The organism is Commensalibacter sp. B14384M2, from assembly GCF_016101865.1.
In the GTDB taxonomy this organism is placed as follows: Bacteria; Pseudomonadota; Alphaproteobacteria; order Acetobacterales; family Acetobacteraceae; genus Commensalibacter; species Commensalibacter melissae.
Genome location: NZ_JACFPS010000003.1, coordinates 111,126 through 136,194, shown reverse-complemented (window position 1 = coordinate 136,194; position 25,069 = coordinate 111,126). Strand labels below are relative to the sequence as shown.

The 25,069-nt window shown below is 38.2% G+C and carries 25 protein-coding genes, 1 tRNA gene and 1 pseudogene; 12 read left to right on the top strand and 15 right to left on the bottom strand.

Annotation, left to right across the window (positions count from 1 at the left end; genetic code table 11):
• The 5 genes from H3R33_RS06500 to dalD form a co-directional block, all read right to left on the bottom strand.
• Positions 1-1,302, bottom strand: a complete 1,302-nt coding sequence (locus tag H3R33_RS06500; protein ID WP_198185096.1) for a sugar MFS transporter — start codon at positions 1,300-1,302, stop codon at positions 1-3.
• A gap of 36 nt (positions 1,303-1,338) precedes the next feature.
• A complete protein-coding gene (gene nagB / locus H3R33_RS06495) occupies positions 1,339-2,127 on the bottom strand; it encodes a glucosamine-6-phosphate deaminase (RefSeq protein ID WP_110439211.1) in 789 nt (262 codons plus the stop codon).
• Entirely contained in the window at positions 2,127-3,020 is an 894-nt protein-coding gene (locus tag H3R33_RS06490) for a BadF/BadG/BcrA/BcrD ATPase family protein (RefSeq protein WP_198185097.1), read from the bottom strand. Before H3R33_RS06490 ends, nagB begins: the two co-directional genes overlap by 1 nt.
• A 142-nt stretch (positions 3,021-3,162) precedes the next feature.
• Positions 3,163-4,065, bottom strand: a complete 903-nt coding sequence (locus H3R33_RS06485) for a glycosyltransferase family 2 protein (protein ID WP_155564745.1) — start codon at positions 4,063-4,065, stop codon at positions 3,163-3,165.
• Positions 4,066-4,164: 99 nt separating this feature from the next.
• On the bottom strand, positions 4,165-5,541 hold the full coding sequence (dalD, locus tag H3R33_RS06480) for a D-arabinitol 4-dehydrogenase (RefSeq protein WP_232342164.1): 1,377 nt from the start codon (positions 5,539-5,541) through the stop codon (positions 4,165-4,167).
• 280 nt (positions 5,542-5,821) lie between these two features.
• On the opposite strand from dalD, the gene H3R33_RS06475 reads away from it, so the two are divergent.
• Both H3R33_RS06475 and H3R33_RS09140 read left to right on the top strand, forming a co-directional pair.
• Positions 5,822-10,672, top strand: a complete 4,851-nt coding sequence (locus H3R33_RS06475) for a type ISP restriction/modification enzyme (protein WP_255520031.1) — start codon at positions 5,822-5,824, stop codon at positions 10,670-10,672.
• Positions 10,623-10,799 carry a hypothetical protein gene (locus tag H3R33_RS09140; RefSeq protein ID WP_255520032.1) on the top strand — a complete coding sequence of 59 codons (177 nt, stop codon included), beginning with the start codon at positions 10,623-10,625 and terminating at the stop codon, positions 10,797-10,799. Before H3R33_RS06475 ends, H3R33_RS09140 begins: the two co-directional genes overlap by 50 nt.
• A 246-nt stretch (positions 10,800-11,045) precedes the next feature.
• On the opposite strand, the gene H3R33_RS06470 is transcribed toward H3R33_RS09140, so the two are convergent.
• Both H3R33_RS06470 and H3R33_RS06465 read right to left on the bottom strand, forming a co-directional pair.
• Positions 11,046-11,121, bottom strand: a tRNA-Ala gene (locus H3R33_RS06470).
• Between the two features lie 216 nt (positions 11,122-11,337).
• On the bottom strand, positions 11,338-11,778 hold the full coding sequence (locus tag H3R33_RS06465; RefSeq protein WP_110439215.1) for a carboxymuconolactone decarboxylase family protein: 441 nt from the start codon (positions 11,776-11,778) through the stop codon (positions 11,338-11,340).
• A 469-nt stretch (positions 11,779-12,247) separates the two neighbouring features.
• On the opposite strand from H3R33_RS06465, the gene hemE reads away from it, so the two are divergent.
• From hemE to hemJ, 3 genes are read left to right on the top strand one after another with little or no spacing between them, the layout of a single operon-like run.
• Positions 12,248-13,312, top strand: coding sequence for a uroporphyrinogen decarboxylase (hemE, locus tag H3R33_RS06460; RefSeq protein WP_198185098.1), 1,065 nt, complete (start codon positions 12,248-12,250; stop codon positions 13,310-13,312).
• A gap of 14 nt (positions 13,313-13,326) precedes the next feature.
• Positions 13,327-14,061, top strand: coding sequence for an HAD family phosphatase (locus tag H3R33_RS06455; protein WP_155564749.1), 735 nt, complete (start codon positions 13,327-13,329; stop codon positions 14,059-14,061).
• A gap of 2 nt (positions 14,062-14,063) precedes the next feature.
• Entirely contained in the window at positions 14,064-14,513 is a 450-nt protein-coding gene (hemJ, locus tag H3R33_RS06450; RefSeq protein ID WP_110439218.1) for a protoporphyrinogen oxidase HemJ, read from the top strand.
• Between the two features lie 78 nt (positions 14,514-14,591).
• On the opposite strand, the gene H3R33_RS06445 is transcribed toward hemJ, so the two are convergent.
• Positions 14,592-15,371 carry a hypothetical protein gene (locus H3R33_RS06445; protein WP_198185099.1) on the bottom strand — a complete coding sequence of 260 codons (780 nt, stop codon included), beginning with the start codon at positions 15,369-15,371 and terminating at the stop codon, positions 14,592-14,594.
• A gap of 226 nt (positions 15,372-15,597) precedes the next feature.
• Between H3R33_RS06445 and H3R33_RS06440 the strand changes: the two genes are divergently transcribed.
• From H3R33_RS06440 to H3R33_RS06430, 3 genes are all read left to right on the top strand, one after another.
• On the top strand, positions 15,598-15,870 hold the full coding sequence (locus tag H3R33_RS06440; protein ID WP_155564751.1) for a hypothetical protein: 273 nt from the start codon (positions 15,598-15,600) through the stop codon (positions 15,868-15,870).
• Positions 15,871-15,934: 64 nt separating this feature from the next.
• Positions 15,935-16,207 (top strand): SemiSWEET family transporter, encoded by a 273-nt coding sequence (locus H3R33_RS06435; protein ID WP_198185100.1) that lies wholly within the window; start codon positions 15,935-15,937, stop codon positions 16,205-16,207.
• Between the two features lie 213 nt (positions 16,208-16,420).
• Complete coding sequence (locus tag H3R33_RS06430; RefSeq protein WP_198185101.1) at positions 16,421-17,740, top strand: MFS transporter; 1,320 nt, start codon at positions 16,421-16,423, stop codon at positions 17,738-17,740.
• Between the two features lie 52 nt (positions 17,741-17,792).
• Here H3R33_RS06430 and H3R33_RS09230 read toward each other — a convergent pair whose 3' ends face one another.
• The 5 genes and pseudogenes from H3R33_RS09230 to H3R33_RS06400 all read right to left on the bottom strand — a co-directional run bounded on the left by H3R33_RS09230 (position 17,793) and on the right by H3R33_RS06400 (position 21,188).
• Entirely contained in the window at positions 17,793-17,882 is a 90-nt protein-coding gene (locus H3R33_RS09230; protein WP_370552734.1) for a hypothetical protein, read from the bottom strand.
• A 155-nt stretch (positions 17,883-18,037) separates the two neighbouring features.
• A complete protein-coding gene (locus tag H3R33_RS06420; protein ID WP_198185103.1) occupies positions 18,038-18,385 on the bottom strand; it encodes an SDR family NAD(P)-dependent oxidoreductase in 348 nt (115 codons plus the stop codon).
• Between the two features lie 153 nt (positions 18,386-18,538).
• A pseudogene (locus H3R33_RS06410) lies at positions 18,539-19,156 on the bottom strand (SDR family oxidoreductase).
• A gap of 442 nt (positions 19,157-19,598) precedes the next feature.
• Positions 19,599-20,153, bottom strand: coding sequence for an alcohol dehydrogenase catalytic domain-containing protein (locus H3R33_RS06405; RefSeq protein ID WP_198185105.1), 555 nt, complete (start codon positions 20,151-20,153; stop codon positions 19,599-19,601).
• 255 nt (positions 20,154-20,408) lie between these two features.
• Positions 20,409-21,188 (bottom strand): LysR family transcriptional regulator, encoded by a 780-nt coding sequence (locus H3R33_RS06400; RefSeq protein ID WP_370552779.1) that lies wholly within the window; start codon positions 21,186-21,188, stop codon positions 20,409-20,411.
• On the opposite strand from H3R33_RS06400, the gene H3R33_RS09080 reads away from it, so the two are divergent.
• The 4 genes from H3R33_RS09080 to H3R33_RS06380 all read left to right on the top strand — a co-directional run bounded on the left by H3R33_RS09080 (position 21,133) and on the right by H3R33_RS06380 (position 23,428).
• Entirely contained in the window at positions 21,133-21,285 is a 153-nt protein-coding gene (locus H3R33_RS09080) for a hypothetical protein (RefSeq protein WP_232342166.1), read from the top strand. The genes H3R33_RS06400 and H3R33_RS09080 overlap by 56 nt on opposite strands.
• A 250-nt stretch (positions 21,286-21,535) precedes the next feature.
• Positions 21,536-22,171, top strand: a complete 636-nt coding sequence (gene queE, locus H3R33_RS06390; protein WP_198185107.1) for a 7-carboxy-7-deazaguanine synthase — start codon at positions 21,536-21,538, stop codon at positions 22,169-22,171.
• Positions 22,171-22,902 (top strand): 7-cyano-7-deazaguanine synthase QueC, encoded by a 732-nt coding sequence (gene queC / locus H3R33_RS06385; protein ID WP_110439225.1) that lies wholly within the window; start codon positions 22,171-22,173, stop codon positions 22,900-22,902. Before queE ends, queC begins: the two co-directional genes overlap by 1 nt.
• Positions 22,895-23,428, top strand: a complete 534-nt coding sequence (locus tag H3R33_RS06380; protein ID WP_110439226.1) for a 6-carboxytetrahydropterin synthase — start codon at positions 22,895-22,897, stop codon at positions 23,426-23,428. Before queC ends, H3R33_RS06380 begins: the two co-directional genes overlap by 8 nt.
• Here H3R33_RS06380 and H3R33_RS06375 read toward each other — a convergent pair.
• Both H3R33_RS06375 and ubiA read right to left on the bottom strand, forming a co-directional pair.
• A complete protein-coding gene (locus H3R33_RS06375) occupies positions 23,425-24,075 on the bottom strand; it encodes a methyltransferase (protein ID WP_198198887.1) in 651 nt (216 codons plus the stop codon). The two genes, H3R33_RS06380 and H3R33_RS06375, sit on opposite strands and share 4 nt — an antisense overlap.
• On the bottom strand, positions 24,072-24,989 hold the full coding sequence (gene ubiA / locus H3R33_RS06370) for a 4-hydroxybenzoate octaprenyltransferase (protein WP_198185109.1): 918 nt from the start codon (positions 24,987-24,989) through the stop codon (positions 24,072-24,074). Before ubiA ends, H3R33_RS06375 begins: the two co-directional genes overlap by 4 nt.
• Positions 24,990-25,069 lie beyond the last annotated feature (80 nt).

Genomic DNA, 25,069 nt, shown 5'->3' with positions numbered 1-25,069 from the left:
CTATGCACCCTCATTAATAATGACAGGTCGAGATGCTTTGCCTCTTTTCAGGTCAAAATAACCATAAATGCCATATAAACCCATAATCGTGTAACAAATAATGGCTATACTTGCAAAAACCGTTTGGAAATCAATAAATTTCGTATAATAACTGTAAATTTGCGGAATAACAGCACCTCCACAAATTCCCATTACCATTAAAGCTGCACCACTAGCTGTTCGTTCACCCAAACCACGTATGGCAATTGGAAAAATAGCGGGCCACATCATTGAATTGGCAAATCCCAATAGAGCGATAAAAGTAATTGAAATATATCCGGTGGTCAACCATGCACCAATAGCAAAAATAATGCCTAAAACATTGGATACAACCAGATAACTTTCTTGAGAAAGAATTTTAGGGGTAATAATAATTCCTGCAAAATAACCGGCTAACATTGCAGAAAGGGTAAAAGAAGAAAAAAACTTGGTAATATCGAGAGAAATATGAAAATCTGATCCATAAGTACCGATGGCACTTCCAGCCAAAACTTCCATACCTACATAGGTAAATATACACAAAACACCAAACCATAAACGAGGAGAGGTAGGAATTCCACCACTATTTCCTTTTTGCTGTCCATCATTTTCATTGTTGATTTCTGGTAAAGTCGAACGATAAATTCCAAAAGCAACCAAAAGCAAAATCAATGCCATTCCCATATATGGATAATAAACTTTATCAGCAAAAACAGATATAATTTGCGTTTTCTCACTAATGGATCTGGCGGCATCAATACGTTCCTGGATGCCACTGATATTTGTAACAAACATTCCAAAGATTACAGGGGCAAGAATACCAGCACCCTTATTGCAAATACCCATTATTGCCTGCCTTTGGGCTCCTTTTTCAATAGGCCCCAAAATACTAACATAAGGATTTACAGCGGTTTGTAGACACGACAATCCAACCCCAATAATAAATAAACCTATTAAAACCCCAGTATACCAATGAGATTTTATAAACTGGCCAAAAATTAATGCACCTATTGCCATGACAATCAATGCAATACACAAGCCATTTTTCATGCCTGTCTTTTTTAACACCCATGAGGCGGGAAGTGAAAAAACAAAAAAGGATATGTAAAAAGCAGATAAAACAAAAAAAGCATTGAAATCATCAAGCGAAAAAGCAACTTTTACAAAAGGGATTAGAGGGCTATTAATCCAAGTAAAAAATCCAATAACAAAAAAAAGAACACCTACAATAATAAGAGGTTTTGTCGTATTCTGAGGAACATTAGGCGATATCTGATTAGACATATATTTTCCTTTTATCCACGCCTTGAATTGTTATTTTTAACGATATTGGGCATATTCAGGTTCGTTTTGGAAAACCCAATCATAATATTGGCGACCTGACAATTGAGAGGCTGCCGCTTCATCAACCAGAATCCTACATGCAGAATGAAGCTGTAGTGCAGACGCACTAATCATCGAAGTGATAGGTCCCTCAACTGCCTTTGCCAAAATTGATGCTTTGCTTTCTCCTAAGGCAACCAATAGGATTGACCGCGCTTCCAAAATCGTACCAACACCCATGGTCATTGCACGACTGGGAACCTTTTCCGGATCTCCTCCAAACATTTCTGCATTTTGTCGACGTGTATGAGGGGTTAAGCTTTTATCCCTGGTTCGTGACATTAACGCGGACAAGGGTTCATTAAAACCAATATGACCGGTTTCACCAATACCTAACAATTGAAGATCTATTCCGCCCACTTTACGAATTTCTTCTTCATAGCGTTTACCTTCAGAATGCACATCCTGTGCCATACCGTTTGGAACATGTGTATTTTTCAAATCAATATTCACATGCCTGAATAAATGATAATCCATATAGCTACGATAAGAATTGGGGTCTTCTGCGGACAAACCAATATATTCATCTAAATTGAAAGAATGACATCCGGAAAAGTCCAGCCCTTCATTTTTATGCATCTGGACCAAAATTGCATAAATCCGTTCCATGGTTCGACCCGTTGCCAGTCCTAAAACAATCTTTTGTTTTTCTTTGATTTTCCGGGCAATAAAAGTTGCCGCCAACTGTGCTGTTTTCTCTGCATCTGGGCGAATAATGACTTCCATTAATGTACTTCCTTATTTTTATATGCTTGAAGCGCCAGATAATAGGCACCATCTAAAGATTGACCTTGAGCAGGAATAATATATTCACGCACTTTTGGAGATAATCGAGATAAGAAAATATTCGCCAGTCCCCCTAATAAACACAAAGGAAGATCCGCATATTCATCTTTTAGTAATGCCAAAGCCAAATCAGATATAATTTCCGCTGCTTTATCCAAGAATAAACTTGCGTCAGAACATCCTGTTTCCGCTTGCTCAATCAGCCATGGAACCAAAGAACCAAATTTTTGTGGTTGCGCTCTTACTGCCCACAACATTGGATCCTCTCCCTGCCGCTTTAAATGGTTATATAATTTTCTGCTTAAATCGGTTTCCGGCTTACGTCCCTCTATACGTTGCAACATGTCAGATATCAATTGCAATCCCAGCCAGGCTCCACCTCCCTGATCATCCTGCGGAAAACCCCAGCCGCTTAATTTTTTATGTTTCTCATTGAAAATGGCATAGGCCACTGTCCCTGTTCCAATGGCAATAACCGCGCCATTTTTACCTTTATGTGCACCTAGACATGATGTATGAGCATCTGTTTCAAAAATAAATTTTTCAAAACCTGTGCATAATTTCCTAAAATTTTCACGGGCAACAGGAACCTCTGCACCGGCCAGACCAGCACCTCCATATAAATTAACATCCTCTGGTGTAATATCCAATTGTTTTAAACTGTTATCCAGAGTTTCTTTAATAGAAAACCAGCTTTCTTGCGTGTTACTCGCAATATTCGCTGGCCCCCCTTTATTTTCTAATAAAAATTTTCCATCAGCTGTAAAAATTTGTATGATGGATTTAGTGGCTCCACCATCAATACTGATTAATAAATCTTGTTTTTTTTTCATAGTCACCCAATCTAGATTATTCGTCGATTAAGCAAATAAAAAATTTAACAAATAAAAAAAATTTATTTACTTTATAAGCACCTCATTTATTAATTAATTATTAACTTTTAAAATTCCAATAGAAGATAATAAATACGTTTCATTATTCTGGTTTAATTTTCCGATTTTCTTTACATCCATAAAGAATATAATGCTGAACAGGGTTAATACCTGCCGCTTTTACATCAGGATAGGTTTCCAGATAAAAATCCTGATCAAATTCACGAATAATGTCCCATTCTTTTAAATGAACTATTTGACTTTTATCTTTTAAATCATTCAGGAATTCCTGTTTTTGATTTCGTGAAAACCAGGGGTACCGGAAAAGCGGCTCCTCTTTTAGGTCATTTAGCGTTTTTTCATTATTTCTTGCTTCTTCTGGGGAACCTGTTGAGGGAATGGGCATCAATTTTAATCCACTATCCATAACCGCATAAACGATGGAATTATCTTCCCTGATAATTCCCCCAAATCCAGATTTAACATATCTTGTTGAATAATCCGTATGTTCATGTCCATAACGCCCAAAACGGTTATCCATATAACCAACCAGGGGAAAAGCCTCCCTGCTGACCGTGATACATGAACCCGCAATTAGTGGGGATATGCCCGGATTCTGCGCATTACAATCACCATAAAGCAATTTGTCCTTCCATTCTGGAACGACAAAGGTGACATGTCCATGAATTTGGGCTGCCTTTGCCCATTCCACATCCCATCCATACATCGTTGGGAAAATATCATCATCCAGTAAAATAAACATATCGGCTTGCGTATAGTTGGCCAAGTAGTAAATCCCCCTGTTTTTATTCCAGGCGATACCCTTGTTTTTTCCCGTAATGTAATTTATTTTTTCCCTGTTTAAAACATCAACCGTTTCATCTGTTGAACCATCGTCACATACAATCAGTTCATATTCATTCAAGGAAAATTTTTGGATCAGGCGTATTTGTTCTATTAAATATTCAATCCGGTTAAATGTAGTTATTGCAATACCAATTTTCATAAAATTATCAACTTCACAAAATTAAATTCATTAAAATAACCCTCAATTCTGGTGTAATTGACACTCAACAGGCTTTAATGCTGGTTAAGGGTTTCATAACTAATTATTAACTTTTTTCTGCCAATCTCTCAAATAATTAATTTTGTTGTGTAATAATTTTACAAATTCTGGTTTGCCTGCCAATTTCCCGAACAGCATTTTGTCTCCCGCATATTCCGCAACGGGGTCCCCTGCCTTGAACATTTCGTGAACAGCTTGCTGATCCATAATACCATCCTGATATTGATAGGGAATTAGATCCTTTACATAATTTTCCAGGAAAACAAAAAATAATGCCGGTAAAACGGCAGTTGCATCAGGTGTTTTACCCCGATCGTAACATTCGGTTAAGGTGGGCGTAATAAACCCCGGGATTTTGGAAAAACTGTCTGCAGCCACGCGTTGATTCGTATCTTTTATATACGGATTACTAAAACGATCCAATACAACATCCCTGTATCTGGCCAAATCAAGGGGACTTGGTGTCAGACAAGGGATAACGTCCTCTGTAACATAATTCCATGCCATTTTCCTGATCTCAGCATTGGCCACATCCTCATGAATAAAGGAGAGCCCTGCCAAGGTTCCCGCCCAAGCGACACAACTGTGACTTGAATTCAGGATACGAATTTTTGCCTCTTCCCATGGATCAACCGATTTTACCATTTCAACCCCGACTTTCTCAAGTTCGGGGCGACCATCGATAAAATGATCCTCGATAACCCATTGAATGAATGATTCCGCCATAACGGGGGCGGCATCCCTGAAATGCGTGGCCCCATATACCCGTTCCGGTAAATCGGCTGAGGGACGGGGGGTAATACGATCCACCATAGTATTTGGAGAGGAAGTGTTTTTCCTTACCCATTCCAGCAACTGGTCTTCCCGAGACAGTTTCAGGAATTCGATAAACCCATTTCTGAAACGTTCCCCATTGTGACGTAAATTATCACAACTTAACAGGGTGACAGGTTGGCCACCCTTTCTAATTCTTTCCTTTAGAATTGCCTTTAAGGCACCATAAATCGTGCAGATTTCACCCTTGAGTTCAGACTGAATATCCCTGCTGCTCTTATCAAGCTGATGATTGGTATCCAGGTAATATCCACCTTCTGTAACGGTAAAAGCGATAATTTTTGTTTCAGGCCTGATCCCCTGTTCAACAAGGCCTTGCATTTTATCATCATAGGGCAGAATTTTTTGAATAGATGTGATTTTTTCATAATCCCGTTCACCTTTTGGGGTGACGGTTTCCAATATATACTGACCATCCTGTTTTGACAGGGTGTCCAACAACGGAGCCGTATCCTTGCGTATCCCCCCAGCCGCCACAATCCATTTTTCCCTGGTATTTTCCTGTAACAAACGATGAAGATACCATGCCTGATGGGCACGCTGAAAAGAACCAATACCAATATGCATCCATATATTTGTCATGACTGAACCCCTTGAGATGATTATACCTAATTATTGCAGGATCATTGTGAATGAGATTATGTTCTGTATTAAAACATATTATATAACCAATTGAAATAATTAATAAATATTTTAGACAATGCGAATCATAATCAATTGACCAATTATTAATAAATTAATGATTTATCAAAATAATTTGATGGAGTGGAACGATATTTAGCAACAATGTCACTTCAAAAAGATAAGCAAATTTAATAATTTGAATTATTTATTAATTTCTTTTTAGTATTCATCATTTAAAATGACCTCGGCATTACAGAATTTACTGGAACAATTCCGTCATACAACGCAAACGGAACGGGATAAGGGAACCAGTTTTGAAAACCTGATGATAAAGTATTTCAAAACTGAACCGGCTTATAAAAATAAATACAAGGATATTTTACCCTATTCTGACTGGGTGTCCTGTTATGGAAAGGTCCTGAACATCACGGATAAAAAGGACACGGGTATTGATTTGGTCGGGGTCACTTTGAATAATGAACTTCATGCCTTTCAATGCAAAAACTATGATCCGGACAGAACAATCAGCAAAAATGACATAGACAGCTTCTTTACCGCTTCGGGCAAGAAATATTTTACCTATCGCTATATCATATCCACGACTGACAAATGGACAGAAAATGCTGAAAATGCCCTGGAAAACCAGAATCCCCCGGTCAGCAAGATCGATCTGCATCACTTGGAACAGAGTGTTATTGACTGGTCAAAATACTTACATGAAGAAAAACCGGTTTTAAAACCCAAGAAAAAGCTGCTTGATCATCAGGCGTCCGCCCTGGAAGCCGTACAATACGGCCTGAAAACCGCAGATCGCGGCAAACTGATCATGGCATGTGGTACAGGAAAAACATTTACCTCGCTAAAAATTGCCGAAACCATGGCGGGTAAGGGGAAAACCGTATTATTTCTGGTTCCAAGCCTTTCCCTGCTCAGTCAGAGCCTTACAGAATGGACGCAAGAGAGTGCCATTGAAATAAACAGTTTCGCGGTCTGTTCAGACAGTGATGTAGGCAAGAAACATGCCAGGGAGGATGACCGTGTCATTGCGGGAATCAGTGATTTGCAATATCCGGCAACAACCCATGCCGAAAGTTTGAAAAAAGCGTTTCACGTGGCCCTTGATAATAATCCCGAAGCCATGACGGTCATTTTTTCAACCTATCATTCCATCGAGGTTCTTAACCAGGCGCAACAGGGTGAAAACGCCATTCCGGCATTCGATCTGGTCATCTGTGATGAAGCGCACCGTACGACGGGTGCAACCTATGAGGGGGATGATGAATCCGCATTTGTCAGAATTCATGACAATGAATATATTCTTGGAAAAAAACGTTTATACATGACCGCAACCCCCCGGATTTATGCCGAAGCCAGCAAGAAAAAGGCCAGGGATGAATCTATTGTCGTCTATTCAATGGATGATCCGGCTATCTATGGTGAGGATTTATATGTCATCACATTTTCCCAGGCGGTATCACGGAACTTGCTGGTTGATTACAAAGTCATCGTTCTGGCCGTGGAGGAAAGCCACATCAACAGACGCCTGCAAGAATTGCTGAAGGATCAGGATAATGCCTTGAAGGTTGATGATGCGGCAAAAATCGTTGGTTGCTGGAAAGCCCTGTCTAAACAGGGTCTGTATGAAAATCCCGATAATTCGGCGGATCCCATGCAACGCGCCGTTGCCTTTTGCCAGGTCATTGAGGCAACCTATAAGGGCAGGACACACAAAGTCAGTTCCAAACTAATCGCCGAGATGTTTGGCAAGGTTGTTGAACAATATCAACATCACGAAACCGAAGAACGTTCAAAAGAAAATCCTGACGCATTTCCGGACAGGGCCTTGAGCATGACTTGCGAGGCAGAACATATTGATGGGGGAATGAATGCGGGGGAAAAGGAAACGAAACTGGAATGGCTGAAATCCGAAATACCAGAAAATACCTGTCGCATACTGTCAAATGTCCGGTGCCTGTCCGAAGGGGTAGATGTTCCGGCACTGGATGCCGTTCTTTTCCTGACAGCCCGTTCATCCCAGGTGGACGTGGTTCAATCCGTTGGCCGGGTTATGCGCAAGGCACCCGGGAAAAAATTGGGATATGTCATACTGCCCATTGTCATACCGGCAGGCATTGAGCCTGAAAAGGCACTGGATGACAATCAGACCTATCGTGTTGTATGGCAGGTTCTAAATGCCCTCCGTTCCCATGATGACCGTTTTGACGCAACCATCAACAAGCTGGAATTCAATGGAAAGGCCCCCTCAAGAATAGAGGTGATCGCTGTTGCCGACAAGATCGGCCCCAAAAGACAAAAGCAAACCAGATCTCAGGAAATAGCGGCAAGGGCGAGGAAAAGTCATATTATTGGCCAGGCTTCCCAACCCTCATCGAACCGGCAGGGAGACCTGGTCTTCGAGGTTGGGGAAATTGAACGGGCTCTCTATGCCAAAATCGTTAAAAAATGTGGAAACCGGCATCACTGGGAGGACTGGGCAAATGATGTCGCCAAAATTGCCCAAACCCATATCGATCGCATCCAGCACATTCTGGACAACCCGAAAAATCATAAGGCCATTCATCTTTTCAACAAATTTGCCAAAGAGTTGCGGGACGATATCAACCCAAATCTCGATGATCATGAAATCATTGAAATGCTGGCCCAGCATATGGTCACAAAACCTGTCTTTGACGCCCTGTTCGGACATTACCGGTTTACCGAGCACAATCCCATTTCAAAGGGAATGCAGAAAATCCTTGAACAGCTGGACAGGGAAAAACTGGACAAGGAACGTGCAACCCTGCAGGCCTTTTACGAATCCATAAAAATGCGTGCCACGGGCATTGACAGCGTACAGGGCAGACAGCGCATCATCATCGAGCTATATGACAAATTCTTTCGCAATGCCTTTCCCCGCATGACCGAAAGGTTGGGAATTGTCTATACACCGGTTGAGATGGTGGATTTCATCATCCACAGCATCGAGCATGTCCTGAAAACCGAATTTGGCAGCAGTCTCGCCGAACCCAATGTCCATATTCTTGAGCCATTTGCAGGTACCGGAACCTTCATCACAAGAATGCTGCAAAGCGGCATTATCACAAAGGACAAACTACCCCACAAATATAAACGTGAAATCCATGCCAATGAGATTGTCCTGCTGGCCTATTATATCGCCACGATCAATATTGAATCAACCTATCACAGTATAATGACGCAACAAAACGATGCTGGCAAAACAGAAAAGAAAGAAGGGGAATATACATCCTTTGCCGGAATCTGTCTGACCGACACGTTCGAAATGGCGAAAGGCAGGCAAAAGGATATCGGAAAGGATATCCTGCTAAGGGAAAACAATGAACGGGTTTCCCGCCAGCAGGCGCTTGATATTCAGGTTATCATGAGCAATCCGCCCTATTCCGCGGGGCAGGAATCCGCCAATGACAATAATGCCAATCTTTCCTATCCAGACCTGGATGAAAGAATTCGTGAAACCTATGCCAAATATTCAACGGCAACCAATAAAAACACGTTATATGACAGTTACATAAGGGCCATCCGCTGGGCATCGGATCGAATCAGGGAATGTGGTATTCTCGGTTTTGTCAGCAATGCCAGCTTTATCGACAGCAACACTTGTGATGGTTTGAGAAAATGTCTGGCTGAAGAATTCACCAGCCTTTATATTTTTCATTTACGCGGTAATGCAAGAACTTCCGGAGAGCAAAGACGTAAAGAAAAAGATAATATATTTAATATAGGAAGTCGTGCCCCCATTGCCATTTCAATTCTGGTTAAAAACCCCAATCAAAACCAGAGGGGACAAATATATTTCCATGATATTGGCGATTACCTCACCCGTCAGCAAAAACTGGAAACAATACGGAAATTCGGCAATATCGATGGAATCACCCGACACAATGGCTGGATCAATATTGTTCCTGACCGGTTCAATGACTGGATCAATCAGCGCGATCCAAATTTCAATGCCTATATCTCCATGGGTGATAAAAAGGATAGGCAGACAATAAGTATATTTGACAACTATTCTCGTGGCGTTGCAACAAGTAGAGATGCCTGGGTTTATAATGCCTCATCCAAAAAATTGATTGCCAATATCCAAAATTCCATTCAGTTCTACAATGACGAGGTTGATCGTTATCTTGCCCAACCCCAATCCACCAAAATTATAAAGGCTGAAGATTTCGTCATTTTTGATTCAACCAGGTTTTCATGGGATCGTCAAAATAAAAAAGATTTAGAAAAAGGAAAAAAATATCAGTTTGATTCTTCCTCCCTGTATAAATCCCTATATCGTCCCTTCACGAAATCTTACTTGTATTTTAACAAAGATTTAAATAACATGACTTATCAAATGCCGCTAATTTTTCCAACTGCACAGGCTGATAATCGAGTTATCAGTATTACAGGTTTGGGAGTTACAAAAAAATTCAGCTGTATAATATGTAATGTTATTCCAGATGTACAATTACAAGCCAACGGTCAGTGTTTTCCCCTATATCTCTATGACATTTCCCCTCGTGAAAATGATTTGTTGGAAAAGGAAACACCCAAAAGACGGGACGCCATCTCCAATGATGCCCTAAAACATTTTCAGGCCGCCTATCCCGATCAGGCCATTACCAGGAAGGATATTTTCTATTACATTTACGGCCTGCTTCACAGTGAAGATTACCGCAGCCGTTATGAGGACAATCTGACCAAGGATCTTCCCCGTATTCCCCGTGTCAAGTCGTTTGATGATTTTACCGCCTTCACACAGGCGGGACGCATGCTTGCCGACCTGCACCTGAATTATGAAACTGTTGACTGTTACACCGGGGTTGAAATTGATGGGTTAACCCTTACCCCATCAGGAATTGTCGGGGGGAAAGACCATGAATTTCACGTTACCAAAATGAGGTTTCCCCAAAGGAACCAAAAAACGGAAGTCATTTACAATGACTGTTTCACCATCAGAAACATACCTGAGGAGGCCTATGACTATATCGTAAATGGAAAATCGGCCCTGGTGGGTTATGGAACGCCAATCCGTTACGACAGACAAAAAAACAGGCATTACCAATGATGCCAACGACTGGGCCATTGAAACCATGCATGATCCGAAATATCCGCTTGAACTATTTCTTCGTGTCATAACTGTCAGTCTGGCAACAAGTAAAATTGTCAATGCCTTGCCTAAACTGAAACTGTAACAGTCAACAGAAATGATATTCAAGGAACTATCCTCATATATCATTCCGAAACCAATTGTAATGCGGATAGAATGTTATCGTTGAAACTTGTCTATTAAGAAAGCGAATTTAATAATTCAAAATATTGTACCCACTTTTTATCGCATAGTCTGTCATGAACTGGCAAGAATATGATAGGTAAATTATGTATTTTTTTGGGAAAAACAAGGTATCTGTCAGGAATTGGCAATATCCAACCCGTTTAAATGGTGGAGCCAAGGGGAATCGAACCCCTGACCTTCTGAATGCCATTCAGACGCTCTCCCAACTGAGCTATGGCCCCTTTTGAAAAAAATATATAACGGTTAAACCTGTAGATGGCAAGTTAAAAATGGTAACTTTTAATTTTTATCAAATGATGAAAAATTCAGACAATATTCCGGCTTTCTTTGAATAATCCCCACTTCAGGAAAGATATTCAAAACAAAATCCGAAAATATCTATCATCCGAACAGCAATTATTGATTGAACCAACAACAAACATCCCGGATTTCATCAATTATTCAGGTTTGGTCGCAAAAGCGATCGCGAAACGGTTCCAGGCATTGATAACATTAATGGTAACCGTCAACTCGACAATTTCCTGATCATCAAAATGTTTTCTGACCTGACTGTAAATTTCATCAGGGGCATGTTTTTCCGATACAAGCGTCAGTGTTTCCGTCCATAATAAGGCTGCCTGTTCCCGTTCATTGAAATAGGATGTCTCCCGCCAGGCACTGAGGGTCAAGATCCGTTTCAAATCCTCGCCTGCAGCCAGGGCATCCCTGGTATGCATATCAATGCAGAAAGCGCAGCCATTAATCTGGGAAGCCCTTATCTTTACCAATTCCCTCAATGAAACGGGAAGGATTGACTTTTTTGAAGCCTCTTCCAAATTCCACATGGCCTTCATCATTTCAGGAGCGGCCTTAAAATAATTCAGTCGTTTTTCTACCATCTCAAATTCCCTTTCTAAAATAAATTTTGGTTTCCCATAATAAAGAATACCTATTATAAGATGTATTTACAATGAATTTTATTATCGGTTTCTCCAAATCGATTCCGACAATTTTTCATCTGATTTTATGATTGGGGTACAATGAGGTACATGGGGATTAAATTTCAAGAAAAACAGTCAGGTACTGAGTACCGGGGATTGTACCCTTTTTTTATTTTTCAGTGAGTTGTACACAGGTTTGGTTTAACAATATCTGGATAACCTAAATTTATTGAATGAATTCAACTTGTTAAAATCTGTACACTCTGTTGGAAAAATGGGGTACATTTTTTAAATAACGGGTACCACAGTACTAACAGGATTTATAAACAAACATCAAAAAATTTAAATTTTCTTTTTATTTTAAAGGACATGAAAAAGAAAAAAAAATTTGATACTGTTTTATCAAGACGAAAAAGAAAGAATATGAATGTTAAAATCTGAAAAAAAATTGATGAAAGTTCTGAAAGGGGAAAAAATATGGCCACCCCCTTTATGGATGATGCGACAGGCAGGAAGATTTTTACCTGAATTTCGAAAATTAAGGGAACAGGCAGATTTTCTTACACGTTGTCTGACACCTGATCTTGCCGTTGAAATAACATTGCAACCCATAAGACGTTTTGCTTTTGACACCGCCATCCTTTTTTCAGATATTTTAATCCTGCCATGGGCGATGGGACAAAAATTACAGTTTGTTGAAGGAAAAGGCCCCATTTTACACCCTATTTATTCGGAGGAGAATCTGAAAAAACTCCATCCGGAACAGATTGATGAAAAAATTGAACCGGTCCTGATCACCCTGCAAAATCTTAATAAATTGCTTAATAATGGTGAATCGATTGGAAAAGCCTCACCTGGATCGGTAACCCTGATGGGATTTACAGGATCGCCTTTTACAGTTGCCTGCTACATGGTTGAAGGTAAATCCTCGAAAGATTTTTCAACTGTGTTTAAAATGATTTATCAAAATCCTGACTTGTTTGATAAGATCATTGATCTTCTTGCAGAAACAACAGCAACCTATCTTTGTCATCAAGTAAGGGCCGGTGCCGAAGCCATTATGCTTTTTGACAGTTGGGCGGGTCTGCTCCCTTCAACCCTGTTTCAGCGTTATGTCATTGATCCCACCCGACAAATCATTGACAGAATCAGACAGGTCTATCCTCTGGTCCCGATTATCGGTTTTCCGCGGTTGGCCGGTACACAACTGCTAACCTATATTGAACGGACAGGTTTAAATACGGTTGGAGTGGATCAGTATAACGATATATCCTTCTTAAACCGTCAGGTATCCCCCACTGTTGGATTCCAGGGTAATCTTGATCCCTTGTGTCTGTTATATGGCGGGAACATGCTTCAGAAGGAAATTCATCGCTTATGTCATGAATTGAAAAACAGGCCGCATATTTTTAATCTAGGTCATGGAATATTACCTGCAACCCCTATTGAACATGTCGAAGAATTGGTTAACACTGTACATAATTTGAAATAATTGGGAGATTGGGAATGGACGATAGAATAAAACAGGTCATTCAACAGGCACCGCAGGCAGTTCATACTAATGGATCTTTAAAATTGGTTATTTTTGATTGCGATGGTGTTCTGGTTGAAAGTGAGCATATTGTCGCAGAAATTATGGGAAAGGAAGCGCGTCAATACGGATGGAACATAACCGATAAACAGGCCCGTGAGGAATTTACCGGGGTGCAAATGGTGGATATCGGAAAAAAGATAGCCAAGCATGCGAAAAGGAATTTACCGGATAACTGGGCTGAGGAAGCACATAAAAAGGTTGTCGAAGGCATGTTCGGCAATGTGGAAAAAATTCCTGGCGTTGAATCAATTCTGCAAACCCTACATGATTTGAAAATACCTTATCGTGTCGGCTCGAATTCCTCACAGGAGGAAATGAAAACAAAATTTGAGAAAACCGGATTGATGAAGTGGTTTCCCAAGGATCGTATTCATTCTGCTTATGAGGTTAGAAATTCAAAGCCTTTTCCTGACCTTTATTTGTATGCTGCTGAAAAAGAGGGGGTTAATCCTGATGAATGTCTGGTTATCGAGGATTCTGATACAGGTTTAAAAGCTGCCTATGATGCGGGGATGGCCTGTATGTTATTGAGGGATTTAAATAAAGCAGCGCCAAATTATAAAGGGGTCATCCGTGTTGATTCTCTTCAGAAAGCTACTGATATCATAAAGGAAATTGTTCAATCTCAGCATAACAGGGAACATTAGTAATGATGTCCTCTCTATTGCCTTATGTCCTGTGGATAAAAGCTTTGCATGTCATTTCAGTTATTGCCTGGATGGCAGGTCAGTTTTACTTGCCCCGGTTATTTGTCTATCATTGTCAGGTAAACAAAGAAACAGATGAAAATGAAAGATTTAAAATAATGGAGTATAAATTGCTTCGTTATATTATTAATCCTGCAATGATGGCGGCTTTTTTATTTGGAATTTTATTGGCCTTGACTCCTGGGATCATTGATTGGCATGCAAAATGGTGGGTGGTTAAGCTGGTGGCTTTATTGATCTTAACAGGATATCATGGGTTTTGTTCACGTTGGCGTCGGCAATTTGCTGCAAATAACAACCATCATTCTGAAAAATTTTATCGCTGGATGAATGAGATTCCTACAATATTAATGATTATTATTGTTATCATGGTTATTGTGCAGCCTTTTTAATATTTTAAAAATATTCATAATTACAGCAATTGTTACAATTTATATTTGTAACAATTGCTGTTCATACAGGATCAGCCCTTAATCGTTATCTTTCTGGGAAGCGTTACAACTGACCCATTGATAGGATTTTGGAGAGGATTTGTTATAGGATAACATGAACTGATTTTTTTCTTTTTGACAGATATTGTTTTGTTTTAGCAAACCAAGAACAGTTGAATATTCTTTCTCGCAGGTTTCCCTATCATTTTTTTCCTCTTTGCATTTTTTAGCCAGTGCAGCCTGTTGTCTGAATAAGGGATATAGATCTGGAGGAACGATATTGGGTATATCCATTGTCGTGAATTCATCAATTTTTGAGGAAAATGGAGGGGGAAGAATAATGTAATGATCTTTGGCGAAATTTTCCATTTCATTTATTGCCTTATTGATTCCCTTCAGGGGAATAGTGTAATTTTTTTGTTCATCAACAATTAATGTGAATATTTTTTGTTGTTTCAGATTATTGATAAATTGAACGGTACTAATAGGTTCCAGGACAGTTTTGTAAGTGCCTGTTTCCTCTTTCTTTAGTTCACAGGTAAAATCACCAACATCTAGTTCAATAACGGGTTGATTGCTCCGTAATTTGTTAAGGGTAATGGAAATTCTTAATGAATAGCTGTAAGGATGCAATCTTATTGCAAGATCATTATTCTGTCCGGTATAAGTTAACCAGGTTCGAGTGTAATTTCTGGTTAGCGACCAGTTTTCATAATGATCTTCTTGAATAAAAAAAGGATCCTTTGCATTGGTTTTTGCAATGAAGCTATTGCAAATAATCATAAGAAATATAAAAATGTATAAAAATTTTTTTAACATAGAATTTCCTTTAAAAAATAACAAAAAGAATGAAATATATCAGGATTTTAATAATATTATAAAAAATATAGAGTAATTAATCTTTATATTTTAAAAAATATTTGTTAATTAAAGTTATTATTGTAATATAAATTAATGTTATTAATTGTTTTTTCTTTCCTTCGTAAATATATAAAGGTGAATACTACGATACAATTCTAAACTTAATTATTGAGAAAGTTGCAAAATGACCAATACACGAATTCCCACATATTTACATATTGTAAGCACAATCGGAATTCTTACGGCATGTTTTATGTATGTATCTTATATTCCTCAAATTATCAATAATCTTAATGGTCATCCAACTCCACCTTATCAGCCCGCTGTGGCTGCCTTAAACTGTATACTGTGGGTATGGTATGCTGTACGTGTCAAAAACTGGCCCGTAGCGATCGCGAATGCTCCTGGAATTTTATTTGGAATTATCGCTGCGATTACTGCATTGTTTTATCAATAAAATAATTTTTCGAACTAATTTTCGTAATAGAAAACTTGCAATAATTCTAAGGTAAAGAATAAAAATGTTAGAAAAAGATCAAATTCCCAAACACATTCATATTGTGGGTTGGATAGCCACCATAACAGCATGTTGTATGTATGTTTCATATGTTTTTCAGATTATTGATAATCTTCATGGTCAAATTACACCTCCTTATCAACCGGCTGTGGCTGCTGTAAATGGTGCATTATGGGTTTGGTACGCTGTTAAAATCAAAGACTGGCCCGTGGCAATCTCAAACGCTCCAGGTATTGTTTTTGGTGCGATTGCTTGTATAACCGCAATACAATTCTGATTATCACATGAATTCTTGATTATATTGCTTTGTATATCTATTAAACAGCAAAGCAATATAACGTTTAAATAATAAAATTATTATAAAAAAGTATTGGCAAATATATGTGGAAAATTAAGAAAGTAAATATATAATAACAATAAATTGAATTGATAATAATTATAAATATTAAAGATAATAATTCTTTAACTTTATGGATAAAGGATTATTTTTATGAATACAGAAAAGCCTTTATTTGGTTTTATGACGGTTCCTTTGATTTGGGGATATATTGCAATCGCGATATTTATGGCCGGTGATGGATTTGAGGCCGCTTTTTTATCGAAATATATAACTGATATAGGATTTTCTGAAGCACAGTCAGGTTTTGTCTTTACTGTCTATGGGTTAATGGTTGCCTTGTCCGCATGGTGTTCTGGGGTTGTTGCGGAAATTATTACTCCACAAAAAGCGATGTTTGCAGGATTTGCCATTTGGGCAGTCATGCATATATTCTTCATGATATTTGGCCTCACCTATCACAATTATTGGATGATGGTGATTTTTTATGGCATTCGAGGACTTGGTTATCCTTTGTTTTTATATTCTTTTGTTGTGCTTGTTATTTACAATGTTGATAAATTGCAAATTTCTAATGCAATGGGATGGTTTTGGGCGGCATATTCTGTTGGGTTTGGTGTTATAGGTGGTTTTTTGCCAGGATTTATAAATCCGGTGATTGGGGAATACAATACTTTATGGATGTCTCTGGGTTGGGTTATTGTCGGTGGACTGATTGCATTAATTACGTTGCATAATGCAAGGACCAACAGGGAAAAAGCCAATCTGACTTTTAAAGAGAAAACAGCTGAATTAGGTCAGGCAATTACCATCTTATTCAGAAACAAGAATATATTTATGGCTGCGCTGGTTCGTATCATTAATACGACACCTTTATTTGGATTTGCTGTTGTAATGCCTTGGTTTTTAGTTGGAAAAACATCCCAGGATCATGGATTGGGATTTTCTAAAACTGAATGGCAAAATATCTGGACACTATTTTTGTTTGTTACGATTTTTACAAATATTTTATGGGGTATTTTGGCAGATTATATTGGTTGGTTACGGCAAGTACGCTGGGTTGGTTGCATTGGTGGTGTTTTTGCCTGTTTCAGTTTTTATTACATTCCAATAACATATGGTCATAATATTTGGATGGCAATGATACCGGCAATTTTATTTGGGATTACGGTTGCTTCTTTTATGCCTATGACTGCTATTTTTACAACTCTGGAACCGCATCATAAAGGGGCGGCAGTTTCAATATATAATTTGTCAGCCGGATTGAGCAATTTTCTTGGACCGGCTATTGCCACTACAGCGGTACCTTTCTTGGGGGTTGGGGGAGCAATCGGAATTTATATGGGGCTATATGTTTTTGCCGCCTTATTAACGTTATTGATTAAAGTGAAACAGCCTTCAAAAGAGGACAGGATCAAATTTCGAGAAAATGGCATTGAACCAGAATATGATCAGATTATTTTGGAAAATTAGATTATGATAAAACAAAACTGTCAGTAATATTTATTCTGACGGTTTTTTGTAATTAATTTATATAATTCTCGTTATCAATATTTAATGTCTGGCCAGATATATAATTTGAGTCATAAGATGCCAGAAATACGGCTGCTCCCATAAAATCTTCTGGTAATCCCATTCGTCCCATGGGGACAGCCTGACCAACCAGATTTTTTTTCCGGATGGTCTATGTTCATATTTCGTAAAAAGAGCATCAACTTTTTCCATATAGGGATATTTATAACATCAGGAGCAATAGTATTGACATTGATATTATATTTTGCCAAAGTCATGAAGGCTGATTGAGTATAGTTTATAATGGCGGCTTGGGTTGCACAATAAAGGGAAACAAGGACTTCGGCCTCGACGACCAGCCTGAGATGATTTATTAATAATTTTTCCATCTTCATTTTGTTCTATCATTTGTTTGGCAACAGCTTGCATAAGAAAAAATGATTTTTTTACATTAACGGTAAATAATTGATCAAAGACATCCCATGATTCATCCAATAAAGGTCGCATGTCAAAAATTCCTGCGCCATTAAATAAAATGTCAACTTTATTAAAGTTTTGGAGAGTGGTTGACAGAATTTGTTGTATATCCTCTTTTTTTACTGACACCGCTACTTGTTCCTGTAATAGTAGCTGTTTTGCCTTTGAGTTTCGTAAAATTACTTTTTTTTGAAATAGATATTTTATTTACAGGCAATAAAATAGTGTTTTAAATTTTTTTTATTTGATTTTATAAATAAGGATTTACAAAATCAATTATATTTAATTGATACCAATAGTCTGACCACCATCCACAATCATGGCATAACCAGTAGTAAAGGTTGCTTCTTTGGAATCAAGCCATAATACAGCAGCAGCGATTTCCTCAGGTCTACCAAGACGGCCAATAGGTTCTTAAGCAATTACACGAGCTTTTCCTTCAGGCGTACCACCACTGAATCGCTCAATCATTGGCGTGTCAATAATACCAGGACAAATGGCATTGATCCGAATGTTTGATTTTGCATAATCAAGTGCGGCACATTTGGTAAGACCCATAATACCAAATTTAGTCGCGGCATAAGCAGCTTGCCCTTTAATACCAATAATGCCTGCACTGGAAGAAGTATTAACGATTGATCCACCACCGTTCCTAAGCATAACAGGAATAAGATATTTCATACATAAGAAAACATCATTTAGGTTTATATTAATATAATGGTACCAATTGTCTTCTATAACCTCACCAATCGGTTCAACAGGTTGTTCAACACCAGCATTATTAAATGCTAGATCAATATGGCCAAACGTGGCAACTGCACGATCGACAGTATTTTTTATCTGTTGGCTATTTCTTACATCAGCAGTAATAGCCAAGGCATGTTGCCCAATTTTTTCAATAAGGTTTACGGTTTTCTACAACCTAATTTCGTCCAGATCCACTAAAATTATATTTGCTCCTTCTCTTGCAAAAGCTAGGGCTGTGGCCTTAACTAATACCTTCTGTGGCACCTGTAATAAAGGTAACTTTATCAGTAAAACGTTTATTTTGATTTATAGTCATTTTTTAATTTCTTTTTTAGTAGTAATTTAATGAAAATTATTATTTATTCTTTTGTTTAGGGAATCATTACAGTGTCTTTTGTGAGCTTGCGTGATTCAAGTTTCTGATGGGCTTCAGTAGCGTGTTCCAAAGATAACTGAAGAGGTGATTGAATTTTTATAATATTATTCGAAATAATATCAAAAAACTCTTTACTCATGGAAAGCACGTCGGAACGTTTGGAAAGATATGTTGTTAAGCCAAGCCAAGTTGCATAAAGCGATCCTTTTTCTAATAAAGTTAGAATATCAAAAGGTGGAATAAGTCCTGAAAAAAGCCAAAACTAACAAAAAAACCAAAAGGACGCAAACAATCCCGTGAACCTGGAAAGGTCATTTTACCAATACTATCATAAACAACATGGCATCCTTGACCATGAATGATGGCTTTAACTTGAAAGGTTTGTCGGATTAAAAACCGGGCTGTTAATCCTTTGAGTAAGGATGCGGCTGCGGTTTCATAAGAGATGTTATCAGGCAAGGGTATAAGAAAATGTACAGGAACAATTGTTTGTTCTGCATAAGCACCCAAGGTTTCGATATAAGCTACTCGATCCCCAACGGAAAAATCTTTTACTCCCTCACCAATGGCAATAATATCGCCAGCCCCCTCTTTACCTGGAATAAATGGAAGTGGTGTATTAAAAATCCCTTTTCTTAAATAAATATCGACAAAATTGACTCCAATTGCTCGATTATGGATAAGAACCTCTCCAGCTTTGGGGTGAATAATAGGTATCTCTTCATAATTTAAAACATTTGGATCACCATAATTATGAATTTGTATGGCTTTCATTATCTGTATTCCTAGATTTGTAAATGTATTTTCAATTCGTGTCGTAGATTTTTTAATAAAATCAATAGAATGGATGATTTAAAAATTGCGGATGGATTTAATTATAAAGGGAATAGATTAACGTGATTAGATTTAATAAGTTTTATGTGGTTATGAGAAAAAATCACAAATAAAAATATTGAATTTCAAGATAACCTGTATGAATGTCTTAATATTGATTCAAATTTTTCAAGTAAACTGTTAATAGAAATTGATTTAATCTCTATATCGAATAGCTTGAATAAAATTAGAAAAGGCTAACGACATATTTCTACGATTGGGATAATATAGGTGAAATCCTTGGAAAACAGGGCACCAATCATTCAATGTCTCTTGTAATTGACCATTGTGTAAATAAGGTGCAACAAGTGGTTGGGGAATAAAGGCCAAACCTATTCCATCAAGGGCACTATTCAACATTTGTAAACTGCTATTTAAAATGAGAGGCCCATTAACTTTGACCGTGAATTTTTCATTATGTTTTCTGAATTCCCAGGCATAAATGTTTCCGGAATTATTATGTCGAATATTGATGCATTTATGATGGATCAATTCATATGGGGTTGTTGGAAATGAATTTTGTTGAAAATAATCAGGAGACCCGACTACAGCCATGCGCCAATTGGTTCCTATACGAACAGCAATCATATCTTTGTCTATGGAATTTACAAGACGAATACCGGCATCAAATTTATGTTCTATAATATTTATAAATTCATAATTGATATGTAATTCTAAGATAATATCAGGGTATTGTATAAAAAAATCTTTTAAAAGAGGTCTTAGACACATTTCAATAGAATCATCAGTACAAGTTATTCTTATAGTAACTACTGGTTTACCACGTAATTCATTGAGCTTTTCAAGTTCCAAATTTATTTGATTTAAATGAAATCCAACCGATGTTATTAATTGTTCACCAATTTTGGTTGGAGAAACATTGCGTGTCGTTCTGGCGAGTAATCGTAAACCAAGTTGTTCTTCAAGATCTTTGATTATATGGCTTAAAGTTGATGGAGTTATTCCTAATTCAGCTGCAGCTTTTGTAAAGCTTTATTTCGTGCTACGGCCAAAAATGATTGCAATGCATTAAGTGTCGTTTTTTTCATTTTATTGTCATAGGTTTGAAAAAATAAGAATATTAAATTGAAGAATAAATTTTAAAGTTTGGTTAGAAATTAAAGAATTATTTCATATATATAGTGTATTCGAATTTCCATTCGAAACAATTTCAAATTTTGTATACAAGGAAAACCTGTAATAAATTTTATCTTTAAAAGATAAAAAATTATATGGTACTAGAATACTTCATTGATTGTTTGAACAGTTTTGAAATTAAGATAATGAGCTATGCAGTAAAAGAAATTTTTCTTACCTTGCAGGGAGAAGGCTATTTTGCAGGCAGGACAGCGGTTTTTTGCCGTTTCTCCGGTTGTAACTTGTGGTCCGGACAGGAAAAAGACCGAGCTACTGCGATTTGTCAGTTTTGTGATACAGATTTTGTCGGAACGGATGGTTCTGGTGGTGGACGATTTGAAGATGCAAATTCGTTGGCCATAGCTATTGAAAAACATTGGGGAGAAAGGGACACTTCCTATCGTTTTGTTGTTTTTACCGGAGGGGAACCTTTGTTGCAGCTAGATAAATCCTTGATTGATGTTCTGAAGAAAAAAGGTTTTTTTATTGCTGTTGAGACAAATGGAACGATGCCTGTACCAAAAGGGGTGGATTGGATTTGTGTAAGTCCCAAACAAGGTGCTGCCCTAATGCAAATGCATGGGGATGAATTGAAATTAGTGTATCCACAAGAAGCGATGAATCCCCAGAAATTTGAATCATTATCTTTTAAGAGTTTTCGTTTGCAGCCTAGGGATGATGAGCAGAGAGATAAACATTTGCGTCAGGCAATCCAATACTGTCAGGATCACCCAAAATGGTATCTTTCATTGCAAACACATAAATTAATAGGAATTCCATAATGAAAAAAACAGCAGATTTTTCAGAAGGGGCCCTGGTTTTATTTTCGGGAGGCCAGGATTCAACAACCTGTTTGGCCTGGGCTTTGACACATTTCTCAATTGTCGAGACGCTAGGATTTGATTATGGACAACGTCATTTTGTAGAAATGGAATGCCGTTCGGTAATTCGCGAAAAGATCTTGAATATTCAACCGGAATGGAAAGAGCGTCTTGGAGAGGATCATATTTTGAAATTATCAGATTTGGGAGCGATTTCTGATACATCCTTAACGCGGGAAACCGAAATTGAATGGAATAGGCAGGGATTACCTTCGACCTTTGTTCCTGGAAGGAATTTACTTTTTTTAACTTATGCCGCGATTATTGCAAACAGAAGAAATTTGCGGCATTTGGTTGGTGGTATGTGTGAAACAGATTTTTCAGGATATCCTGATTGTCGGGACGATACGTTAAAAGCTTTGCAGGTTGCGCTTAATCTGGGAATGAATACGCGATTTGTTTTGCATACACCATTAATGTGGCTTGACAAGGCTGCAGAATGGAAATTGGCTGCAATTTTGGGAAATGATTCACTTATTGAATTAATCAATAAGGAAACGCATAGTTGTTATTTGGGCGATCGTACCCATTATCATGAATGGGGATATGGTTGTGGTCATTGTCCTGCCTGCGAATTACGTCAGGCTGGATGGGAGACCTATTTGCGGCAAAAGGAAATGTTTGGTGTTTGATTTGGTTTTTACTCGTCGTTATTCTATGGGGCATCGTTTGATTCACGGGGCTGGAGATATTTGTGCCACACCGCATGGGCATAATGAAGAGGTGAGCGTTTATTTAAAGGCTCATGAAGCGGAAAGACTGGATGGTTCTGCAAATATGGTCCTTCCTTTCTATTATGCAAAAAAGAAATGGCATCAATTTGTGGATGGTTCCATAGATCATTCTTTTCAGCTTTCAGAAGATGATCCCCTTTTGCCCTGGTTTATCAAAAATGAACCAAAACGTGTAAGGCATTTAGTCGTGACACCAGGTGATCCAACAACTGAATTAATGGCTTGTTTATTAATGATCAAGGTCAATACAATTTTGGATGCAGAAAAAACCGGCTTATATTGTTTTAAAATCGATATCAAGGAAACCCCGACAAATACGGTCAGTTTTTCGGGCAATCCTTTTGATTTTGTTCCCCAATCGAAAAATGGACAAGGTCATTGGTGGGAACGGCCGGATATGTCAATTTCTGATTTGGAAATCTAGAGGGTGAGTTGATATAATATCGTGTGACGACTGGTACAATCTTCCAGTTCCATTGTTGTCGGAATATTATATTCATGAATAGGGAAAAGTTCTTCTTTGGGTAAATAATTACGTCCAGGATCTGCAATAATGACCTGTGCACCGGTGGCGGCACATTTTTTTAGCCAGGGCCAGATATGCCTGGTCATTGGGGCTTCATAACAAACGTCACCACAAAGAATCAGATCCCATTGACAGGGTAGTCCAACAATATTTTTGGAATTTTTATCTAGAAGAATATGATTGGCCTTTGCATTTGATGCACACGCTTGCTGTGCCAGAGGGTCAATATCTGCGACTTCAATAAATTGCGCGTTGTTTTTGCCCGCTGCAATGGCGGCAATTCCACATCCTGCTGCAAAATCCAGGACTTTTTTCTGTTTAACAAATTGAGGATGATCTATAATATACCGTGCGAGAGCTTTTCCCCCAGGCCAGACAAAAGCCCAGAAAGGCGGTTCAATATTTTGCTCGGCAAGCCAGTTTTCAGTCGCTTGCCAAATAGGTGTAATATCACTGGCTTGATAAAGTGAAATTTCCGGAACAAAATCAACTTCTTTTAAAATGGTATAATCGGAAATAAATTTTTGGAATAGTGCCGGATTCATTGAAAAATATTTCCCATTAATAAAGCCAGGGCGATCAATATACCGGCATCACGATTGGATTTGAACAATATTAGGCAACAGGTTGGGTTGCATAAGTCAAAGTTTTTAAGCTGCCATATAAAATGGCTCAAGGGTAAGAGAAGGGCACAGAAAGAAACCCAGCTATTCTGATTTAAAATCATGGCAATCAATAACATTATGATACAAAAGCCATAATTTGTACCCACGAAAATCTTTCCTGCCTCCCCGGCCCATCGGGCGGTTGATTTGACACCAATTCGTTGATCATCTTCTATATCCTGATATCCGTAAATAGTATCAAAACCGATTTGCCAAAAAATAGTTGCGGCATATAATGCAAATTGGGACCAGGATAAACAGCCTGTAGCGGCGGTATATCCAAGGGGGGCACCAAATCCAAATGTAAATCCCAGAACAAGTTGTGGCCAGGCAAAAATTCTTTTTGCACCAGGATAGAGAGCAACAAGAATTAGGGAGGAAGCGCCCAAAAGCCATGAAAGCGGATTTAGCTGTAATAGAATGAGAAAACCAAGAGTCAAGAGAACAAGTAAAAAACAAACTGCTTTTTTTAGGGAAATTGTATTATTTGCAAGGGGTCTTTGTTGTGTTCTGGCAACCTGACGGTCAAAATCACGATCCCATATATCATTTACAACACAACCGGCGCTGCGCATGATGATACTGCCCAGCGCAAAAAGAAATATGAGTTTTAAGCGTATTGCCCAATTGATTTGATGGGGTAATAGGATTCCCCATAACCCCGGGATAAAGAGAAGCCAGTTTCCAATCGGGCGATCCAGTCTGGATAAGATGACATAAGGTTTTAAGGAAGACGGTAAAAAATTAATCCAACTTGATAAATTGATATCAGAATATGATGATTTTTGATTCACAGTTAATTCCAAAAGGTAAATTTGTGCCTGAATATCGAGGATGGCGTAAAAGCTTTATGGATTTTATAGTATAAAACTGT